Annotated in this window: 15 protein-coding genes; 7 read left to right on the top strand and 8 right to left on the bottom strand. The window is 41.0% G+C overall.

Annotation, left to right across the window (positions count from 1 at the left end; all coding sequences use genetic code 11):
• The first annotated feature begins 107 nt into the window (after positions 1 to 107).
• The gene (locus QZ407_RS10430; protein WP_295770618.1) at positions 108 to 2177 is read left to right on the top strand and encodes a TonB-dependent receptor; all 2070 of its coding nucleotides are present in this window, start codon (positions 108 to 110) and stop codon (positions 2175 to 2177) included.
• Between the two features lie 92 nt (positions 2178 to 2269).
• Here the strand turns inward: QZ407_RS10430 and QZ407_RS10425 are convergent, their stop codons facing one another.
• Entirely contained in the window at positions 2270 to 2725 is a 456-nt protein-coding gene (locus QZ407_RS10425; RefSeq protein WP_295770615.1) for a PA2169 family four-helix-bundle protein, read from the bottom strand.
• A gap of 159 nt (positions 2726 to 2884) precedes the next feature.
• Here QZ407_RS10425 and QZ407_RS10420 point away from each other — a divergent pair, with 159 nt between their 5' ends.
• Both QZ407_RS10420 and QZ407_RS10415 read left to right on the top strand, forming a co-directional pair.
• Entirely contained in the window at positions 2885 to 3055 is a 171-nt protein-coding gene (locus QZ407_RS10420) for a hypothetical protein (RefSeq protein WP_295770612.1), read from the top strand.
• A gap of 78 nt (positions 3056 to 3133) precedes the next feature.
• Entirely contained in the window at positions 3134 to 3928 is a 795-nt protein-coding gene (locus QZ407_RS10415; RefSeq protein ID WP_295770609.1) for a DUF4350 domain-containing protein, read from the top strand.
• 63 nt (positions 3929 to 3991) lie between these two features.
• Here QZ407_RS10415 and QZ407_RS10410 read toward each other — a convergent pair whose 3' ends face one another.
• The 5 genes from QZ407_RS10410 to QZ407_RS10390 all read right to left on the bottom strand — a co-directional run bounded on the left by QZ407_RS10410 (position 3992) and on the right by QZ407_RS10390 (position 10876).
• Positions 3992 to 4975: a transglutaminase family protein gene (locus tag QZ407_RS10410; protein ID WP_295770606.1), complete on the bottom strand. Its 984-nt coding sequence runs from the start codon at positions 4973 to 4975 to the stop codon at positions 3992 to 3994.
• Positions 4976 to 4987: 12 nt separating this feature from the next.
• Entirely contained in the window at positions 4988 to 5923 is a 936-nt protein-coding gene (locus QZ407_RS10405; RefSeq protein ID WP_295770605.1) for an alpha-E domain-containing protein, read from the bottom strand.
• A 72-nt stretch (positions 5924 to 5995) separates the two neighbouring features.
• Positions 5996 to 7444 (bottom strand): circularly permuted type 2 ATP-grasp protein, encoded by a 1449-nt coding sequence (locus QZ407_RS10400; RefSeq protein WP_295770603.1) that lies wholly within the window; start codon positions 7442 to 7444, stop codon positions 5996 to 5998.
• Positions 7445 to 7852: 408 nt separating this feature from the next.
• A complete protein-coding gene (locus tag QZ407_RS10395; protein WP_295770600.1) occupies positions 7853 to 10348 on the bottom strand; it encodes a M1 family metallopeptidase in 2496 nt (831 codons plus the stop codon).
• A 117-nt stretch (positions 10349 to 10465) separates the two neighbouring features.
• Complete coding sequence (locus tag QZ407_RS10390) at positions 10466 to 10876, bottom strand: BrxA/BrxB family bacilliredoxin (RefSeq protein ID WP_295770598.1); 411 nt, start codon at positions 10874 to 10876, stop codon at positions 10466 to 10468.
• Between the two features lie 189 nt (positions 10877 to 11065).
• Here QZ407_RS10390 and QZ407_RS10385 point away from each other — a divergent pair, with 189 nt between their 5' ends.
• From QZ407_RS10385 to QZ407_RS10375, 3 genes are all read left to right on the top strand, one after another.
• Complete coding sequence (locus tag QZ407_RS10385; RefSeq protein WP_295770595.1) at positions 11066 to 11950, top strand: M23 family metallopeptidase; 885 nt, start codon at positions 11066 to 11068, stop codon at positions 11948 to 11950.
• Positions 11951 to 12148: 198 nt separating this feature from the next.
• A complete protein-coding gene (gene ahcY / locus QZ407_RS10380) occupies positions 12149 to 13465 on the top strand; it encodes an adenosylhomocysteinase (RefSeq protein WP_157542789.1) in 1317 nt (438 codons plus the stop codon).
• 229 nt (positions 13466 to 13694) lie between these two features.
• The gene (locus QZ407_RS10375; RefSeq protein ID WP_295770590.1) at positions 13695 to 15704 is read left to right on the top strand and encodes a PAS domain S-box protein; all 2010 of its coding nucleotides are present in this window, start codon (positions 13695 to 13697) and stop codon (positions 15702 to 15704) included.
• On the opposite strand, the gene QZ407_RS10370 is transcribed toward QZ407_RS10375, so the two are convergent.
• Positions 15688 to 16416 (bottom strand): alpha/beta hydrolase-fold protein, encoded by a 729-nt coding sequence (locus tag QZ407_RS10370; RefSeq protein ID WP_295770587.1) that lies wholly within the window; start codon positions 16414 to 16416, stop codon positions 15688 to 15690. The genes QZ407_RS10375 and QZ407_RS10370 overlap by 17 nt on opposite strands.
• 83 nt (positions 16417 to 16499) lie before the next feature.
• Positions 16500 to 17084, bottom strand: a complete 585-nt coding sequence (locus QZ407_RS10365; protein ID WP_295770585.1) for a GDSL-type esterase/lipase family protein — start codon at positions 17082 to 17084, stop codon at positions 16500 to 16502.
• Between the two features lie 180 nt (positions 17085 to 17264).
• On the opposite strand from QZ407_RS10365, the gene QZ407_RS10360 reads away from it, so the two are divergent.
• The gene (locus QZ407_RS10360) at positions 17265 to 20423 is read left to right on the top strand and encodes an ATP-dependent DNA helicase (protein WP_295770583.1); all 3159 of its coding nucleotides are present in this window, start codon (positions 17265 to 17267) and stop codon (positions 20421 to 20423) included.
• The last annotated feature ends 16 nt before the right edge of the window (positions 20424 to 20439 follow it).

Genomic DNA, 20439 nt, shown 5'->3' with positions numbered 1-20439 from the left:
CAACTGTTTATATTTTGCGGGTTAGCTCGCTTTATTATAAGTTATAAATTAACAAAAGTAGTCCTTCAGGTAAAAGGACTACTTTTGTTTTGTGTGTAACCGTGCCTATGTATAAAAAACTTACCACTCTAACCTTTGTTCTGTTTTCGGCTTCAAATATATATGCGCAAATGCAGGATAGCTCCCGTACCATTGAGCCTGTTACTGTAAGAGGATATTTATCAGAACAACGAATATTGAACGTGCCAGCCTCTGTTGGTGTTTTGAGTAGCAAACGACTGAGCCTGCAGCCTAGTAATTCATTAGTTAGCGCAATGAATACATTGCCTGGAATACGTATGGAAGAGCGCACGCCGGGTAGTTACCGCCTGTCTATAAGAGGGAGTTTGCTGCGGTCGCCTTTTGGTGTGCGTAATGTTAAAATATATTTTGATGAAATTCCACTTACCGATGCTGGTGGCAACAGTTATTTGAACGCCCTTGACGTAGCCAGTTTGCACAGCATAGAAGTATTAAAGGGGCCTGATGGTAGCCTTTTTGGTGCTAATTCGGGCGGTGTTGTTATTATCAATCCTGTAAACCGATTAAACGATAGCAGCACAGTTGATTTAAACATTAACGCTGGTTCATACGGATTAATACATCAAAACGCCAGGATGAGCCAAAAATGGGGCAAAAACCAACTCAATATTAAGCAAGCTTATCAAACTTATGATGGCTACCGTGATCATAGCTATTTGCAAAGGCACTATTTTCAGTTAGTTGATAGGTACAGTTACGGGCAAGCCAACCAACTAAAAGCGCTTGGCTTTTACTCTGATTTGCAATATCAAACTCCTGGCGGACTTAACCAGGCGCAATTTGATAGTAACCCGCGTGCATCGCGCCCGGCAACAGCTACCTTACCCGGAGCCATTGATCAAAATATAGGTATAAGCACCAAGGTTTTATTTGGTGGTTTAGTTAATGAGGTTCAGTTAACAGATCGTATCCGTAATGTAGCATCTGTTTTTGGAACACGCGTAAAGTTCAATAACCCTTTTATAACAAATTACGAACAACGTAGTGAAAACACGTACGGTGGAAGAACGTATTTTGAATTAGCCGGTTTGCCGTCAAACAATATAGATTGGAAAGTTAATTTAGGAGCTGAATGGCAGCAAACTAATGCAACAATAAACAATTACGACAATCAGAGAGGAGAGATAGGAAAACCGCAGGCCTTTGACAATGTGAACACCAATCAACATTTTTTATTTGCACGTTATGCAGCCAAAGTGCTTCAGGTGCTGAATATTGAAGCCGCTTTAAGCCTTAACTTTTACAGCTATAAGTACCGAAATATATTTCCTTTGAATGAGCAGGAAAGGAACACTAAAAACTTTGATCCGCAGTTAATGCCGCGTATAGCATTATCGTACCAAATACTCGATAATTTCATATGGCGCGCATCAGTAAGCAGAGGTTACTCAACACCAACCATAGCAGAGGTAAGGCCAAGCAACAATGTTGTGAATATAAATCTCCAGCCCGAGACGGGATGGAACTACGAGACTGGTTTCCGAGTGCGTAATAATGATGAGAGTTTAATGTTAGATGCCTCGGTATTTTACTACCGCCTTGGGAATACTATTGTTAATCAACGTTTGGCCAATGAGACCGATTATTTTATAAATGCCGGCGGCACCAAACAGCTAGGTGTAGAACTAAGCTTTACAAGCTGGATTATGCAACCAAAGGCCAATGGCTTTTTAAGAGGTATTCAGTTTAATGAGGCCTTTACGTACAATAACTTTAATTTTAGAAATTACAACGTAAACAATAACAATTACTCAGGAAATAGCTTAACAGGTGTACCCAAAAATGTAGCGGTGAGCAGTCTGCAGTTCCGGTTACCAAAAACTGTTTATGTGTTTGTTCAGCATAATTACACTGGTAGGTTGCCGGTTAACGATGCCAACACCGTTTACGCAAGCAAATATAATTTGCTGCAAGCTAAAGCTGGTTTACAAATAAACCGCGCTGCAAGCAAAGTAAAAATAAATATATATGCAGGTGGCGATAATTTGCTGAATCAAAAATATAGCTTAGGTAATGATTTGAATGCAGTAGGTAATAGGTTTTTTAACCCGGCCCCATTGCGCAACTACTATGCAGGTTTAAGTTTGAGTATTTAGTAGCGTACCAAGCTTATGGATATTAGAGTTTTAATCTCTCAAAATAATAAAAGCCGCATTAGCGGCTTTTATTATTTATGCTTTTGAGCAAATTATTGTGCACTATCACGTAATGCTTTTATACGATCATGTGACTGACCAATTGCCTGAGCTTGTTTAGCTATAAGTGTGATTGCTTCTGCCGGTAGTACGCCTTCTGCAAGGGCTTCGCGGTATGCTTTTTTAATAGCATCCTCTCCACGCTCACACTCAGCAAGAATTGCTTTACGGTCGCTGCCTGTGAACAATGCTTTTACATCAATCCATGCGCGGTGTAATGTACCTGATACGCTATTGCCGGTTTCAGTATCGCCACCGTGTTGTGCTGCTAATGCAGTTAATTCTTGTGAAAACTGACGGCTTTGGCTGCTGTATTCTTCAAATAATGATTTTAAATCCGAATCACCACCTTCTAAATCTTTCAAGGCCTTTTGGAATCCGTCTGCACGATCGTTGTTAATCTCTATTAAATCGTTAATTATTTCTACTGATTTTTCTATAGTTTCCATAATGTAGATAAGTTTATTAATCTGAAGTTAAAAACGTCAGTGGTCGCATTAGGTTTTACCTTTATTATTCTTAGCAGGAATAAGCGTATAAATTTATTAATTAAAACTGCCTTGCTAGTGTCACGTTACTTATAAAGTAACTTATTTAATTTTTGAATTATGGCAACTCATGAAAGCGATAAAAGGCCAATTAAAGGCGCCGAAGAAAATGAAGAGAGCTTAAAGACAGATGAGCCTATAAGTGAGCGCGATGAAGTTAAAAAGGCCGAGGACCGCACCCGGAAAATACATGAAGACAAAGGCAAAGACAGCAAACAGCTGGAAGATTGATTGTTAAAATTGAATGGCACTTAATAGTTTATAAGCTAAAAGTTATAGTTTAGCGCGCTAACGTTTATAAGCATTGCTATGAAGATCAATTATTGTTACGCATTTTTATTGGCTTTGGGCTTTACAGCGGTCAACTGCGAGGCTCAAACCGTAACTCTCGATTATCATTTTAATCACGAAACCAGAAAAAACAGCCAGGGACAACCCGAGCGTTTTCACTACATCTGGGAAGAAAAAGATTATAACGGTTTTTCTGTTTTGGGAGATGTTTTTAAGAGGCAAGGCTTTAAGCTAAACTCGTTAGATGCAGCACCAACCGCGGCGAATTTGAAAGGTACTGATGTTTACATAATAGTTGATCCTGATAGCAAAAAGGAAAATCCTGCTCCTAATTATATAATGCCGGCTGATATTAAAAACATAGATGCCTGGGTTAAAAAAGGTGGTGTGTTGGTAATGTTTGCTAACGATAGTGCTAATGTTGAGTTTAAACACTATAACGAATTAGCTGCCGTGTTTGGAATGCATTTTAATGATGATATTCAAAACCATGTAATAGACGATGCCCATTTTGAAGATGGTGGGGTTGTTATAAAAGACAACCCTGTTTTCAAAACATCAAAGAAAATTTATATGAAGGATGCCTGCTCAATTGCTGCAAGCGGTAACGCACGCTCTGTGCTTAAGAACGCTGCAGGAGCAACGCTGATAGCCACTGCCAAGCACGGTAAAGGGCATATGATAGCTATTGCCGATCCATGGCTGTACGATGAATACACCAACGGACGGCTACCGGCTAACTTAAATTTTGAAAACGATAAAGCTGCTTACGACCTGGTGGTTTGGTTAAAAAGCCTCGTTCCAAAAAAATAGAATTCCAATTGTAAAAAGTAAAGGCCGTTAATACTAACGGCCTTTACTTTTTTATTAAAAATATTACTGCTGCTGTTGTTGCTGCTGCATCAGCATTATTTCCTGGTAGCGCCGGTAACTGTTTGTTGTAAAAGGCTCCGACTCTATGGTTTGAATAAACTGATTGGTAGGTATCAGGTTCTCGGGCTCGGACGATGGTAAGCCTTTATACTCAACACTCACTTTTACTTCAAGCATATGTCCGGAGTTGCCCTTGTAAACACCTTTAACCGGCGAACAGTCTGAAAAGTTACGGCCTACGGCAAGGCGTACGTGCGTTTCATTGGCCACACAATTGTTTGTAGGGTCGATGCCAATCCAGCCATAATTAGGTATGAATACCTCGGCCCAGGCATGGGTTGCACCTTCGCCACGCATACCATTATGGTTGGGGCATATATAGCCGCTTACATATCTTGCCGGAATTTTGAGCAGGCGCAATATTTGTATAAACAGGTGCGCAAAATCCTGGCATACTCCGGCTTTTAGTTTCCAAACTTCGTCAAGTGTACTTTCAACCGTTGTTACGCCGGGCAGGTATTTGATGTTTTTGTAAATGTAGCCGGCAAAACGCAATGCGGTTTGATAAGGCGTTTCACCCTGTAACCTTTCACTTTCAATGGTAGTTATAAGCTCAGGTAACGATTCGAAATATTCAGGCTTTAAAAAGTCAATATATGGTACGATGAACTGTACCGAGGCAAGCATTTGCCACTGCTCATCTGCCGCAATATCATCAGCCGGAAGCTCTTTAGGATGCGTTACCACCAGTACTTCTGAATTTATAACCAGGCGGCTGTGCTTTTCAAGATAGGTGAAGCTGCCTACCTGGTTGCCATAGTAATCAATATGGGTATCAACCACCGGATTGCCCGTAATCGTAAGGTCGTGTTTTAATACCTCCTGTGCAACATCGGTAATAGGATAGAGGATAATTTGATTTGCACTATCACGTACCAGGCCCTCGTAAGTGTACCGGGTTATATGCTGTATTTTAAATTCAGGCATAACTAAATTGAATTAATAATTGGCAAAGTAATGTTCATTCATTGATGTGCCAATGGCAAATAAGTCTTGCCGTATTTGAGTTAAAAATTGGTGCAAGCCTACCTGACGTATGCTTTGTGCCGAACTATATTGAATAAAACTTTGCAGTTTACCAATCTGAAAAGCAATGTTCCGGTGATTACTCAGGTGACTTTCGTTTTTAAGTCTGTCATAATAACGATGAATGTTATTAGCTGAGTAAATTACAGAGCGCGGAAAATCATCATTTAAAATAACCAGTTCCATTACGTTCTGAGCTTCAATACCATCGCGGTAAGTTTTTAAATAAAGCTCATAACCACCTAATGATTGCAGTAAATGCTTCCAGTAAGTAGTGTCGGTAAGTAAATCGGGGTTCGCATTAACCGATCCAAATTTTACATCAAGAATGTCAACTGCCTGTATGCTTCGTTCAAGGTACTTGCCAATATTCATAAAGCTACGTCCCTGGCCGCGTTCCATGCTAATTTCGGCCGTGCCATAGTATAGCATAATTTGCTTTATCAAAACATCCAGTACGCTAATGGGGTCATCTTCCATCAAGCGTTGATTTATGCTCGGATCTTTAACGCAATGATAATACTCGTTTAGGCATTGCCATAAGTCGCGCGTAATATGTTCCTGCACGCTGCGGGCATTTTCGCGGGCCAGCGTAATCATATTAGTGATTGAATTAGGGTTGTTACGACCGCTTACCATGTAGCTAAGCACCGCCCGGCTGTCGTTATGTAGCTTGCTAGTTAATTCATCGTCAACACCCGAATATATGCGTATAACCGGTTCCCATGTAAACTCTCGCACAGCATCCTGCGATGATGCGTAATTTATTTTCAACATGCGCAAAATGCCGTCGCTGCGCTCAATATATCTGCTCAGCCAAAAAAAGCTTGCTGCTACTCTACTTAACATATGTTATGCCCACTTAAAAGAGCTTTTTTATTTACTTAATTTGGTTGATAATCTTCCCTGGTGTATTGATGCTTACATAAGCACCCATGTATCCTTACTGCCGCCACCCTGCGAGCTGTTTACCACCAGCGATCCTTCTTTAAGCGCTACGCGGGTAAGTCCGCCCGGTACAATTTCAATACCATCGGGTCCGCAAAGCGCATATGGGCGTAAATCAATACGGCGGGGTTGTAATGCTCCCTGCAAGTAACACGGTGCAGCTGATAGGCTGATTGTGGGCTGGGCTATAAAATTGCGTGGTTCTTTGAGTATCTCTTTTTTATAGTCATCTATTTCCTGCTCGCTTGCCGCATGGCCCATAAGCATGCCGTACCCGCCGCTTTCGTTGGTTTTTTTAACTACCATGGTATTGATGTTGGCAAAAGTATATTCACGCTCATCATCATTACGTAGTTGGTAAGTAGGTACGTTTTTTAAAATAGGCTCCTCGTTTAAATAATACTTTATCATTTCGGGTACGTAGCTGTAAATAGCCTTATCATCGGCAACGCCGTTACCAATTGCATTTACAATGGCTACATTGCCTTTGCGGTAAGCACTCATTAAACCGGCAACACCTAACACGCTTTTAGGGTTAAACACAAGCGGATCTAAAAAGTCATCGTCAACCCGGCGGTATATTACATCAACCTGTTGCAGTCCTGTTGTGGTTTTCATGTAAACCTTATGGTTATTTACAACAAGGTCGCGCCCTTCAACCAACTCAACGCCCATTAACCTGGCAAGTGTAGTGTGCTCAAAATAAGCTGAGTTATATATGCCCGGACTAAGCAATACCACCGTAGGGTTACTAATGCGGCGCGGCGATAGCGCCATGAGGTTTTTGTACAAAATTGTAGGGTACTCTGTTACGCTGCGCACGTTACATTGCGGTAATAAATCAGGAAACAGCCGCTTAGTAATCTCGCGGTTTTCAAGCATGTAACTTACTCCTGATGGTGTGCGCAAATTGTCCTCAAGTACGTAAAATGTGCCTTTTTCATCCCGTATGAGGTCAATGCCCGCAATGTGTACGTAAATGTCATAAGGTACGTCAAGTTTGTACATTTCGCGCAAAAAGTGCGGACATGAGTAGATTACGTCAATTGGTACAATACCATCTTTAATGATGAACTGGTTATGGTAAACATCTTTTAAGAACAAGTTGAGTGCTGTAAGACGCTGTTTTATACCCCTTTCAACCAGCTTCCATTCAGGAGCGGTGATTATGCGCGGAATAATGTCAAATGGAAATATTTTTTCAATGCCCTCGCCGCTATTGTAAACAGTAAAGGTTATACCCTGTGTCATAAAAAGGCGACGCGCTAGTTCTTCTTTCTTATTAAGATTATCTGTCGATTCGTTAGAAAGATAGCTAATTACCTTTTGATAATGATCGCGAATGGTTGAATTTTCGCTATACATTTCGTCCCAAACGCCTTTAATGGCATTGTAATCGTTAAAATGCGCCGATTTATACATAAGCGATTGGAAATTTACACATACTAAAACTGGAAAAATATAAGTTTGTCGTAATTTAATAACAGTTTTTGATAATTTGAGTTATAAACTACTAATAAATTAAAAATTGAATAAAATATTTTGATAACTGTTGTTATATTTATACTATTGCGTCAAGATTTACGCATTTAACTGACCTTTGCGAACATCAAAGCACCGTTTCGGTAGTTTCCGAACGGTGTTTATTACAACAATCTTTTAAACAGTTTTTTTGAAGCTATTTTGATAACAGCAATTTAGCTTACTTGTTCTTTAATTATGCCCTTTCCTCTAAAAACTATATAACTACTCACGCAGCAATGCTGCTGCATTACTCAAACAAAAAACGGCTGCCCAAAGGGCAGCCGTTTAATTTTATTTAACTTTTACTTATTGCAGATCTTTTATTGCCGCATCAACTGCTTTTACCGAGGCTTCGTCACCGCTGCGCTGAGCTTTAATGCCCTCCAGTATTTGAGTAACTGCTGGCGCAATTCCATACTGCTTGTAACGTACACCGGTACTGCGTATTTGATCAATACCCTGACGTGCATACTCCGAACTTTTCAAACGACCAATAAAGCCGGCAACTTTGCGTATTGATGCAAATTTGCCCTGAATATCTGCCTCTTCAAATTTGCGGCTTACATAAGGCCATTCGGCATCTGAGCCGTTTGTTGCATATGTATTTACAATGGTTTGAGCCAATTCGCCTTCACTGTCTTTTTCCAAACCTTTAGCAATAGATAGGCTGCCGGCAGGGTCAAGCTGGCTTAAGCCGTCAAGGGCTGCTGCCTGCACTGCATATGATTGACTGCTTAATGATTGCTTGAACAATGCATTATTATCAGCAGATTTTAATGTGCCTAAAGCGGTTAATGCACCGGCCTTTACCAAATTGTTGGCATCGCTTTTTGCCATGCTGGCAAGCAATGGCAACGCAGCTTTCTTTACATCATCGTTTGTAAGTTTAAGCGCCTTTAAAGCTTTAAGGCGTAAGCCGTAGTATTTGTCCTTTAGCGCAGCAATAATTATCTGGCGAGCAATGGCATTGTCAGATCGTTGTGCTTCGGCCCAGGTTAAGGCTTCAAAACGGTCCATATACAAAGGCGCATGCATGGACATGTGTAAAAACTCCTCAGGCGTGTGGTTATCTGTTTTTTTAACAAGAAGCATTTTGTCGCCATCAACGTTAACCAAATCTGGTTTAGCATCAAGTTTAAATGTAAGCGTATCAGTCTTGTCACGCATCCAAACCATGTGGCGCACTTTCTTACCACCGGTATAAATATCAACCGCCATTGGTAGTTTAAATGCATCGCCTTTTTGACTTTGCTGCAAGTATACCGACTGTGTTTTTTTAGCTGCATCCCAACCGTAAGTGATATTGAGCACCGGATGACCTGAGTTGTAATACCATTGATTAAAGAACCAGCTTAAATCTTTACCACTTGCTTCTTCAAGTGCTAAACGTAGCTGGTGAGCTTCACCATTTTTAAATGCATTGGTTTTAAGGTAAATGTTTAATCCTTTATAAAAAGCATCGTTACCTAAAAAGTTGCGTAGCATATAAAGTATTGATCCGCCTTTTTGATAAGTAACAACGTCAAATACATCCTCTTTATCGTTATAATGGAAGCGAACAAGATTTTTGGCCGCAGCAACTTCGCCGCTGTTTAAATATTGGCGCCTATCACCGTTGATGTGGGCTTCACCTTCATCTTTACCATATTTGTACTCGGCCCACATGGTTTCACTAAAATCAGCGAATGATTCGTTCACAGTTAAGTTGCTCCAGCTTTCGGCCGTTACATAGTCACCAAACCACTGGTGAAAAAGCTCGTGCACCACAGTGCTTTCGCCCTGAGAGGTTGCATAATAACGATCAAGGAACTGGCGTGCCGTACCTTGTACATAATCACCATGCAGCGTAGCCGAGGTGTTTTCCATAGCTCCGCTTACATAATCACGCACTACAATTTGTGCATACTTTGCCCAAGGGTAATCAACACCCAAAGTTTTTGAGTAAAACTCCATAGCCTCGGGTGTGTAACCAAATATGGTTTTGGCATAAGGTGCATATTTAGGCTCAAGGTAATAGCTAACCTCTTTGCCTTTCCAGGTATCTTTTTGAATTTTGAAGTTACCAACAGCCATCATAAACAAGTACGGTGAATGAGGTAAATCCTGTTTCCAGTAATCGGTACGGGTACCGTTACCGTTGTTTTTTTGCGTTGTTAATTTACCGTTTGAAAGCGTCACGTACTTTGACGGCACAGTCATGTAAATTTCCTGAGTGGTTTTTTGGTTAGGCTTATCAATGGTAGGGAACCATGCCGATGAGCTTTCAGTTTCGCCCTGAGTCCATATTTGAACCGGCTTGTCTTTCACAGCGCTATCGGGGTTAATAAAGTATAAGCCCTTTGCGTCACTGATTGCCAGGCTACCCGCTGCTTTAAGCTGGTCGGGTTTTGAGGTATAGTCAATATAAACAACGTACTTTTCGTTATTACGGTAAACACGGTCTAGCTTAATGGCAAGCGAAAGGCTGTCATAAGAAAATTTAAGCGGCGTGTTTTTGCCATTATTTACAATGGCAATGCTCTTTACATCCATTCCTTTGGCATCAAGCCTCAAGCTATCAGTAGGGTACATGTGCGGTTTAAGCGTAATCCACTCTTTGCCGTATAAAAAGCGTTTTTTATAATCAAAGCGTACATCAAGCTTGGTGTGTACCAGGTCGTTGATTTTTTCGGGAGTTGCGCGGTAAATTTTAAGGTTAGGCGATTCGGGGGCTTTTTCACCGGTTTGTGCCAAAGCCGGTAAAGCTAAAACGGCAATGCAGAAGCAGGCAACCGCATGCGCTAAAGGTTTGTTTAAAGTCATATAATAGTTTAACAGTATGAGCTAATTTACTATGGAGCCAATATCAGTATTTTTTTAACTGAAAATAAAAAAATCCGGCCTTGCGAGCCGGATTTTTGAAAGAAATATTTTCTCTGATTAGCAGTGTTGATCAAAAGCATCAATCAGGTTATCGGCAATCATTTGAGCCGGTCTGCCCTCAATTTGATGGCGCTCTATCATGTGTACTAATTTGCCGTTTTTAAATAAAGCCATAGCCGGTGATGATGGCGGGTAAGGCAACATCAACCGACGTGCTTCATCAACAGCGTCCTTTTCCATGCCTGCAAATACTGTTACCAACTTATCAGGATGTTTTTGATTTTGAACGGCTAATTTTGCAGCCGGGCGGGCCATTGCAGCAGCACAACCACAAACCGAATTCACCATAACAAATACGGTTCCTTCGCTTTCAATAGCGTTTTTTACCTCTTCTGCATCTTTAAGCTCGGCAAAGCCGGCAGTGGTTAAATCAGCCCGCATAGGAGCAACTAAATATTCTGGATACATTGCGTTAATTTTAAATTATGAGTTACAAAAATATTAAAACCTGCCTTAATTATTTGCAGGTGCTAAAATATTAACACTATCTTGACGTTTGATTTTAACCATCGTTTGTCAACTGCCGTATAAGGCGGCAAAATAATTTATTTGTTTAAAATCTCCCCCTAAGTAATTGAGATATTAAGGAACTATTGAATGAACTTAAAACAAAATAATTTCAGCAGGGAACGTGCTTTGAATAATCCCGGCTTGCGCGAGCGTTTGTTACAGGTGAAAACTATTTACTTAACCCGGTTAAAAACTGTTACAGCCGTTTGCTTTTCGCTAATTGCCGTTTTAATGGTAACTGTATTTCAGCTCAACAAGCGTACGAAAATGCAGGAAGCAGAGAACGGGCGTTTAATGGCGCAGGTTGAAGCGTTGCAAGATCAGTTAAGTGAAGGTTCTGAAAGGCTTGACCTTATTTCGGCCTCGCATGACAGTACCAGCCACAAAGCGCTTACCTATATTGAAAGCATACAGTCCAAACTCAGTAAAATAAACAACTATCTTACTAAGCGTGGATTGCGTAGCATAGCTTTTAAAACAAATAAAATTAACGCCAGTAAGGAAACCAAGGGCGCTCACTTAGATGTGTATAGCCGTTACAACCGCTATCTTGACAAACTTGTTGATAATATTGCACGTATGCCAATGGGCTATCCGCGTGTAAGCGGGTTTACATCTTTCTTTGGCAGCAGAGGCAATCCATTTGGAGATGGCCGCATCGAGTTTCATCCGGGGCTTGATTTTAAAGGCCGCATGGGTGACCCGGTTAAATGCACCGCCAGTGGCAAAGTGATTTTTAGCGGGCGCGCTGGCGGCTATGGCAACTGCGTTAAAATAAGGCATACCGACAATATTGAAACCTGGTACGGGCACCTATCGCGCATTAATGTACGTGAGGGGCAGCGTGTAAATGTTGGACAGCTTATAGGAAAAGTTGGTTCAACCGGCCGGTCAACTGGTCCTCATTTGCATTATGAGGTACGCCGTAACGGTAAGGCTGTAAACCCGAAACAATATTTAAGCTTAAATTAAGCATTGTGAATAACATTAAGGGCATTTTGCGCAGGCAAGATGCCCTTAATATTTTATACCCTGTTAATGGTTTGGTATAACACCGATGAACAAATATAAATCTTTGTTTCATTGCAATATCATTTATAAACAGGCTGCGCTTATGTGTTTGTTTAACACCTTGTTATTGCATACTTTTGCATTTCAAAATTAAAAAGTATGTCATCAGTAGAGACCACTTACGTTAAATACAAAGTAAAAGATATGTCGCTGGCCGATTGGGGCCGCAAAGAAATAGAACTGGCTGAGGCCGAAATGCCTGGTTTGATGGCATTACGTGCTGAATTTGGCGCTTCAAAGCCATTGGCCGGTGCACGTATAGCAGGCTGTTTGCACATGACTATACAAACTGCTGTGTTAATTGAAACATTGGTTGAATTAGGTGCTGAAGTTACCTGGTCATCATGTAATATATTTTCAACACAAGATCATGCAGCTGCTGCTATTGCTGCGGCTGGTGTTTCAGTTTATGCGTGGAAAGGTTTAACTGAAGAAGAATTTAACTGGTGTATTGAGCAAACGTTATTCTTTGGTGAAGAGCGTAATCCTCTGAATATGATTTTAGATGACGGTGGTGATTTAACCAATATGGTGTTAGATCAGTATCCTGAGCTGGTTAGTGCTATTAAAGGATTATCAGAAGAAACTACTACTGGTGTTCACCGTTTATACGAGCGCGTTAAAAATGGTACGTTGCCAATTCCGGCAATTAACATTAATGATTCAGTGACCAAGTCAAAATTTGACAATAAGTACGGTTGTCGCGAGTCATTGGTTGACGCTATCCGTCGTGCTACCGATGTAATGATGGCTGGTAAAGTAGCTGTTGTTTGTGGCTACGGCGACGTAGGTAAAGGTTCTGCCGATTCGTTACGCAATGCAGGGGTACGCGTTATTGTAACCGAAATTGATCCTATCTGTGCGTTACAAGCTGCAATGGAAGGTTTTGAAGTTAAAAAGCTTTCAACTGCTATTGCTGAGGCTGATATTGTTGTAACTGCAACAGGTAACTGTGATATTGTACGCGAGCAACACTTCCGTGCTTTAAAAGATAAAGCTATCGTTTGTAACATCGGTCACTTTGATAATGAGATTGATATGGCCTGGTTAAACGGTACTTATGGCAACACCAAAGTTGAAATTAAACCACAGGTTGATAAATATACTATTGACGGTAAAGACGTTATTGTTTTGGCCGAAGGTCGTTTAGTTAACCTGGGTTGTGCCACAGGTCACCCAAGCTTTGTAATGTCAAACTCGTTCACCAACCAAACCTTAGCTCAGTTGGAGCTTTGGACCAACGGCGGCGCGTATGAAAACAAAGTTTATACACTTCCTAAACATCTTGATGAGAAAGTTGCCCGCCTGCACTTGGCCAAAATTGGCGTAGAGCTGGAAGAACTTGATCAGCATCAGGCCGAATATATTGGTGTAACTGTTGAAGGTCCGTTTAAACCTGAGTACTACAGATACTAATCTGAATTTAATATAAAGACAAACAAAGGCGCGGTGACATCACCGCGCCTTTGTTTGTTTAAGCCGGTTATTTTCATTTGAGTTTTACAACAAAAATAAAGTCAAAGAGAATGCTTAAATTAATTGCAAACCGGTAAAACATAAATGCTTAACTCAGGTTGATAATACAACTAGTTTGTTTAATTTCGTATCTTTTATTCCTTAAAGGAGTATAAGATTAGCCTGCATAATGATCGATAATTCTTCAGGTAATCGGGTACCATCGCCGGTATCAGGATTTACCAGTAATAGTATAAACTACAACAATATGCTCGAAAGCATACCTGTAGCTATTTATATATGCAATGCATTAGGGTACATTACTGCATTCAACAACGCCGCAAAAGCCTTGTGGGGTTTGGCACCCATTAAGGATAAAGATCAATGGTGCCCCAGCTGTAAGTTTTATAATCATCATAATGAGCCGCTTCCCGCAGGTTTGAGCCCAATGGCGCGAGCAGCCGAACAAGGTCAAATCGTTGAACAGGTTATCATTATGGAAAGGCCCGATGGTAGCCACGTAAAAATGAAATCGTACTGCGTACCTCAGTTTGAAGAAAATAAAATTCTTGAAAGCATTATTGTCACGCTGATTGATATTACCCACGAAGAAGTAAACATTAGTAAGCAGGCTCGCTTAGCTGCCATTGTTGATTCCTCAGACGATACCATTTTAAGCAAAACCTTGCAGGGTATTATTACCAGTTGGAATAAAGCTGCCGAGCGGATGTTCGGTTATACGCAGACCGAAGCTATTGGAAAGCATATTTCAATGCTCATACCCATGTCGCGCTTATCTGAAGAGGAGTACATCATTGGGCAAATTGCGCAAGGAAACCGTGTTGAGCATTTCGAAACTATCAGGGTTACCAAGCATGGAAAGGAAATCCCTATATCATTATCTGTTTCGCCCATAAAAGATGAATCTGGCAATATTATAGGGGCGTCAAAAATTGCACGTGACATAAGCACGCAAAAGCAGGCTGAAGATGCGATGGCCGAATATGCACGTAGGTTAGAGCTTATAAATCAGGTAATAAAGCAAATATCTGAGGAGCTTGATTTAAACAAGATACTACAAAAGGTAATAGATGCCACCGCCGACCTTACAGGGGCACAATCCGGTACCTTCTTTTATAAAAAAGCTAATTCAAATGGTCACTTTGACCTTGTTTGCGCCTACGCATATAACAACCCAAAACAACAATACAGCAACGAACAAATTTTAACCAGCCCGCTTTTTTCAAATCCTCAGGTTTTAAGAGTGGCGAATATTAAACAGAATACTTCTGTATTACATTCACATCTTTTTGATGGTTTAAGCTCAAATAATAATACTTCTTTACTTAGCTGTCTTGCTGTGCCGGTTGTTTCAAGATTAGGTGACGTAATTGGTATTTTGTTTTTCGAACATGCGGAAGAGGGTAAATTCACTGCCGAGCACGAGGATATTGTAATTCCAATTGCTGCGCAGGCCGCCATTGGAATTGATAATGCTTGTTTATATGAGGAGATAAAGTTTCTGAATGAGAAGAAGGATGAATTTATTGGTTTGGCAAGCCATGAGCTAAAAACACCGTTAACAAGTATTAACGGTTATTTGCAAATATTAGATAGAACCGAGAAAAATGTAGGCAGCCGTAAGTTTGTTGCCAAAACCATACAGCAGGTTAAAAAACTAAACGCATTAGTTTCTGATTTGCTCGATGTTTCAAAAATAGAGGCAGGTAAGCTACAGTTTGTAAACCAGGTTTTCGATATAGGTGCTTTGCTTGATGATGTAATTGAGCTCATTCAGCTGTCGCATACAACTCATCAAGTAATTTTAAAATCGGCAATAAAAAAAGTAAACATCCACGGCGATCCACACAGGATCGAGCAGGTACTCATTAATTTATTAACCAATGCAATTAAATACTCGCATGGTGCCAATAAGGTAGAAGTGAGTATGGATTTTGAAGATGATAAGGTTACTATCGGTATTCGTGATTTTGGCATTGGTATACCCGAGGAGAAATTTTCGCAGATATTTTCAAGGTTTTTCAGGGTAGAAGAACTTAATCCTCATATATCCGGCTTGGGTATCGGGCTTTACATTTCACATGAAATTGTTGCCCGGCACAAAGGAAAAATATGGGTTGAAAGTGCATTTGGTCAGGGGAGTACTTTTTGGCTACAACTCCCTATAGGTATAGCTTAACCATTTCGCGCCAATACTTTGGCTTATGAGCATTACCTTCCCAAATAAAAAACTGGTGCGGAATGTTTTTGGACCATAGTAGTTGATTAAATTGCTGGTTACCTTGGCAAAACGGGTCATCATTACCTATAACTAAGGTAATGTCCATGAGGCTCAGGTTATTCAGCAGGTAGCTGTCAGTAAGATTGGCAATGTATTGCTGCGGCATGTTAAAGTAAATGTCGTCGTCATGATAGCCGTCAAACAAATCATTATAATCGGGCAGTTGTACTGTTAAATCATAGCGGCCGCTCATTGATACTACCTTTTTAAAAATAGTTGAGTGCCTGAACGCAATATTGAGTGCATGATAGGCCCCCATGCTACAGCCAGCAGCCTCGATACATCCGTCAGCGTTGCAAACTTTTATAAAAGGGATAACCTCATTGATAATGTACGATTCATATTGCAGGTGCCGTTGTATACGTAAAGCAGGACTAATGCTTTTGTTATAAAAGCTTTCGGCATCAACACTGTCAACGCAAAAAAGCTGCAGCTGCCCCGCTTCAATCTTTTCAAATAATGAACCTATAATACCCCAGTTCTCATAATCGTAAAAGCGTGCCATACGTGTTGGAAAGAAAACAACGGCACGGCCTGCATGCCCGAAAACAAGCAATTCCATGTCGCGCTGCAGCGCAGGACTATACCATTTATGATATGCTCTTTCCATTTATATTTCGAGCTTCAATTAAAATGTGATAGAAATGTCCCTATTTAATATTACCTCCGCGTAAACAGCATGTTAGCACTTGACTAAAGACTGCTTCCAATTACATGCTTCCACACCTCATACCCCTGCTGGCTTAAGTGCAGGTTGTCATCAGCATAAAGCTCATGACGTGGTCTGCCGCCAACGTCAAGCATCGGTTTAAATATATTAATGAAGCGCCAGTTGTTTTGTTGCTTCACAATTTCATTTTCAATAAGGTTGTTAGCGTATTTAAAGCTCTCGGCAATTTGCCACCTCGCCGGGCTGGGCTTTAATGATACATAATAACACGGTATGTTGCCAAAGCGCTCGGCCGCCATAACCACTATTTGCTTAAAAAAAATAAAAACCTCCTCGGGGTGCCGTCCGTCTCCCAGATCGTTGTCGCCGGCATACACAACCAATTGTTTAGGTTGGTAAGCCATCATTATCCTATCAAAAAACCAAACACAAGCTGCCAGGGTTGAACCGCCAAAACCAAGATTAACAGGTTTTAAATGTGCAAAATCTTGGTATAAACTGTTCCATAGCCGTATGGTCGAACTACCGTAAAACAGGGTTTCGGGTTCATAGTGCAGCTTAAGTCTGTCCTTTTCAAGGCGTTTAACCTCGTCCTCGTACCAATACATGCTGTAATGTTATAAAAATAGTATTAAACTATAGTAATCAATGCTTTTAAAGCCTGAATGTTCGGGCATATAATCACTTTTATAAAAATTATAATAAGCGCAAGGCATGCCTGTGGCTGCTGAGCCGGATGGGTGGTTTGATGGCTGCCGCTGCAAAAATTGCTTATCTTTACTCTTAAGATGATACAGCCTTCCGCAGATAGATATAACCAGAATTTTCAAAAAATATTAGCGCGCCTCAATCAAGAGCAATTATCAGCCGTTAACAAACTTGATGGTCCGGTACTGGTAGTTGCCGGGCCAGGTACAGGTAAAACGCAAATACTGGCTGCACGTATTGGTAAAATACTATCAGATACCGATGCCCAACCCAACGAAATACTTTGCTTAACTTATACTGATGCGGGTGCAGTGGCCATGCGCAAGCGTTTGTTTGAATTTATTGGCCCCGATGCATACCGCATAAATATTTATACATTTCATGCCTTTTGTAATGATGTGATACAGGAAAATCTGGAATATTTTGGCAGGCTGGGGCTTGAACCCTTAACCGATTTAGACTCGGCCATGCTGTTTCGCGATCTTATAGACGGGTTTGGCAAAGATCATCCGTTAAAGCGGTTTACCGGGGATATATATTTTGAAACGTCGCGTTTAAAAAGCTTGTTCAGTACCATGAAGCGCGAAAACTGGACGGCTTCATTTATTGAGCAAGCCGTAAAGGAATACATTGACGATTTGCCAAACCGTGAGGAGTTTACCTATAAGCGTGCTAACGCTGCTAAAGGCATTAAGGTAGGCGATATTAAAGAGAAAGAAATTACGGCTGCCAAAGACAAGATGGAGAAGCTGTTAAGTGCCGTTAATGAATTTGATAATTATGAAAACCGGTTAGACATAGCCAAGCGCTATGATTACGATGACATGATTATGTGGGTGCTGCGGGCTTTTGCCAATAACGAAGATTTGCTGCGCCGTTACCAGGAGCGTTACCAGTATATTTTGGTTGATGAGTTTCAGGACACCAGCGGTTCGCAAAATGAATTGTTGAAATTTATGTTAAGCTACTGGGATACGCCCAACGTTTTTGTGGTGGGCGATGATGACCAGTCTATATACCGCTTTCAGGGTGCCAACATGAAAAACATCCTTGATTTTGCCGGAGATTATGTAGATACCCTGTATACCGTTGTGCTTAAGCAAAATTACCGCTCAAATCAAACTATTCTTGATATATCAAGGGCGCTTATCGGTAACAACAATGAACGGTTAACCAGCCAGTTAAGGCTCGACAAAAACCTGCAGGCGGCCAACGCACGCTTTGTCACTCAAACAGTGGAACCGGTTATAAGCGAATATGCTAACCCCGATCATGAACTGGTTGATGTAGCATATCAAATTGAGGATTTGATACATGCAGGGGTTGAGGCCAACGAGATAGCTGTAATATACCGCAACCATAATCAGGTTGAACAGCTTATACATTATCTGGATGCAAAAAAGATTGCTGTAAACACACGTCGTAAAATCGACATATTTACTTTGCCGTTTGGTGAAAAAATCATTAACATACTCCAGTACCTGGCTATGGAAATTGATTCACCGTACAGTGGCGATGAAATGCTGTTTGAGATAATGCACTATGATTTCTTTGACATTAAGCCTATAGAAATTGCCAAGGCAAGTATTGCTGTAGCCCAGGCCAACTATAAAGTGCTGGCCGATGATCAAAAAACGTCCATACGCCGCTACCTTACCGAAATGCAGGGACCGCGCCAGGGTAACCTTTTTGAAGTTGACAACAAAGAGCCGCTACGCCAGTTGATTGGCAATATTGAGGAACTGCTTAAGGTATCTATGAGTTTTACTGTTCAGGTACTGTTTCAGCACGTAATTACGTCATTAGGTATTTTAAGGTACGTTATGCAGCAGCCCGATAAAGGTTGGCATATGGAGGTACTTAACAGCTTGTTTAATTTTGTGCGCGATGAAGCCCGCAAAAACCCCGAGGGTAAGCTTAAGGATGTCATATTAACTATTGACCTCATGAAACGTAACGGCATACGGCTGGAATTAAACCAGGTAATACATGCCGATAATGGTGTGAATTTTGTAACTGCACATGGTTCTAAAGGATTGGAGTATGAGCATGTGTTTTTAATAGGTTGTAATAAACGGGTTTGGGATGCCAAAGGGCGCAACAGTGGCTTTAGCTTTCCTGATACGCTTATGCAAAGCGCTGTTGATGACAATGCCCAGCAGGAGGAATCACGCCGGTTATTCTATGTGGCAATAACCCGCGCAAAGCAGTGTCTTAATATATCATACACCGTTAAAGACCGTAATGATAAAGATCAGGAAGCGTCTCAGTTTGTAGGCGAAATAGTGGCTGCTACTCATATACGCGTTCAATATCCGCAGGTGCACCCCGATGCTTTGATGAGTTACCTTTCAACCCAGTTTACCGAAGCTGATAAGCCGGTAGTGCAGCTGCTTGATAAAAGCTACATTGATCAGTTACTACAAAACTACGTACTGTCGGTTACGCATTTAAATGCTTATTTAGATTGTCCGCTTAAATTTTATTTCCAAAACTTAATACGGGTGCCCGCAGGCAAAAGTCCGGCTATGGCATTTGGTTCGGCGGTGCACTTTGCGCTTTACAAGGTGTTTGACAGAATGGCCAAAAGCGAAGACAAGGCGTTTGCAACCACTGATGATTTTATGCGAGAATTTCGCTGGTTTATGATGCGCAGCCGTGATTCATTTACCAAAGAAGATTTTAAACTGCGTATGGATTATGGTGATAAAATACTGCCCGCTTATTACGAGCAAAATTTACCAACTTGGAATAAAATTGCAAAGGTGGAGTTACCTGTACGTAACGTTGTTATAAATGGGGTTCCGGTAAAAGGGCACCTTGATAAAATTGAATTTAACGGTAAGCAAGCAACAATTGTTGATTACAAAACGGGCAAGCTCAAGTACGCTAAAGAAAAATTTATTCGTCCAAATACTGATAATCCTAATGGAGGCGATTACTGGCGCCAGGCAGTATTTTATAAAATGCTTATAGATGCCGACCGCAACAAAGATTGGGAAGTTACCGGAACTACATTTGATTTTATTGAGCCCATAAATGAAGGGGAGTATCATAAAGAAAAAATTGTAATTATTCCGGGTGATGAAGCTACCGTTACAAGGCAACTTACCGATACCTACCAAAAAATTATGGCTCATGATTTTGCCACCGGCTGCGGTAAACCCGAATGTAGCTGGTGCCACTTTGTGCGAAGCAACTTTAAGCAGGCAGGAGATATTTTAGAAGGTGTAGAATAATAACTAAGACGTTAAC

Origin of the sequence: uncultured Mucilaginibacter sp., from assembly GCF_913773635.1 — a bacterium.
Lineage (GTDB): Bacteria > Bacteroidota > Bacteroidia > Sphingobacteriales > Sphingobacteriaceae > Mucilaginibacter.
The sequence above is the reverse complement of the archived record's forward strand: the minus strand, read 5'-3'. Positions and strand labels throughout refer to the sequence as shown.